This window comes from Chitinophaga sp. (assembly GCF_035564935.1).
Lineage (GTDB): Bacteria > Bacteroidota > Bacteroidia > Chitinophagales > Chitinophagaceae > Chitinophaga.
Genome location: NZ_DATMTE010001066.1, coordinates 1 through 1,646 on the forward strand (window position 1 = coordinate 1; position 1,646 = coordinate 1,646).

Consider the following 1,646-nt stretch of genomic DNA (forward strand, 5'->3'; position numbering starts at 1 on the left):
ATAACGTGCCTCGGATCATCCCTTCGTATGGCGCTGCATGCGCCTTCCGTGACCGGGAGCATGTGGGATAAATGAAGATTGCCCGCCGTTTATCACAAAAATGTAAGATTATTCTCCATTGGGTTGGTTTTGATAAATCAATTTTTATAAATTTAGTGCCTCCTAAGACGTATAATGTATACGCTGATAAACTTTGAACAATGAATAAAAATCCACTGCATCGCAGAAGTTTTCTGAAAAACACGGTAGCAGCTGGCGTAGGACTTTCTATGCTCGGCTCTTCTGCCAAATTATTTGCCAACGAAAAGAAACCCAAGGTAAGAATCGGCCTGATTGGCGTTGGCGCCCGCGGACTTGGTCACCTGAATTTCTGTCTTCATCGTGAAGATGCGGAAGTAGTTGCTTTCGCTGATCCCGACACCGCTTACACCCTGCCAAAGGTGAGAGCGATGATCGAAAAGGTATACGGCGGCAAAAGAAAAGTAGCTGAGTACACCAATGGTCCGGAAGATTTCCGCAACATGCTGAAGCGCGACGACATCGACGCGGTGATCATTGCCACTCCATGGGAATGGCATTCCATCATGGCGGTTGCCTGTATGAAAGCAGGGAAAACACCGGCAGTGGAAGTATGCGGCGCATCTGATATCCAGGAATGCTGGGAACTGGTGAACACCAGTGAAGAAACCGGTATCCCGGTATTTGGTATGGAGAACGTATGTTACCGCAGAGATGTGATGGCGGTGCTGAACATGGTACGCCAGGGCTTATTTGGTGAGCTTACCCACTTACAGGGAGGCTACCAGCACGATCTGCGCGCAGTGAAATTTAACAACGGCAAGCAATATTACGGCGGTGGCGTTGAGTTTGGCGAAAAGGCGCTGTCTGAAGCCAAATGGAGAACCAACCACTCTGTACACCGTAACGGCGATCTCTATCCTTCTCATGGCCTGGGTCCTGTTAACAATTATATCAACATCAACCGCGGTAACCGTTTGGTGTCGCTTACATCCGTAGCTACCAAATCACGCGGCCTGCATAAGTACATTGTAGATAACGGTGGTGAAAACCATCCAAATGCAAAAGTGCGGTTCAAACTGGGCGATATCGTGTCTACCCTGATCCAAACCAACAATGGTGAAACCATCATGTTATCTCACGATACCAACTCTCCCCGCCCTTACTCACTGAACTTCCGCGTTCAGGGAACCAACGGTTTGTGGATGGACGATCAGAGCTCCGTTTATGTAGAGAAGAAGAGCAAATACGATGAGTGGGAAAAAACCGGCGACTTCAATGATCCTAACAGCTACTTTGGCAAATACGACCACCCGTTGTGGAAAAAATATGCCAACGATGCAGCAGGCGCTGGTCATGGCGGTATGGACTGGTTTGTACTGAACTCCTTCCTGGAGTGTATTAAACGCGGCGCTCCATATCCGCTGGATGTATACGACATGGCTACCTGGTACGCCATCACTCCGCTGAGTGAACAATCCGTAGCAGAAAGCGGCAGCGTACAATTCATCCCCGACTTTACCCGTGGCCGCTGGATGAACAGGACACCGATCTTCGCGCTGAACGACGAGTACTAAGCGTGTAGAGCGCCTTCGGCGCTTTAAATTGTCTTGGAACACTGATTACGC

The 1,646-nt window shown here is 49.1% G+C and carries 1 protein-coding gene; it reads left to right on the plus strand.

Going from position 1 to position 1,646, the window contains the following annotated elements:
• The first annotated feature begins 200 nt into the window (after nt 1-200).
• Nucleotides 201-1,595 (plus strand): Gfo/Idh/MocA family protein, encoded by a 1,395-nt coding sequence (locus VN105_RS27615; RefSeq protein WP_325646348.1) that lies wholly within the window; start codon nt 201-203, stop codon nt 1,593-1,595.
• The last annotated feature ends 51 nt before the right edge of the window (nt 1,596-1,646 follow it).

Bases quoted from the DNA above. Each gene is read 5' to 3' on its own strand.
- VN105_RS27615 (WP_325646348.1), top strand. From the start codon at position 201: ATGAATAAAAATCCACTGCATCGCAGAAGTTTTCTGAAAAACACGGTA.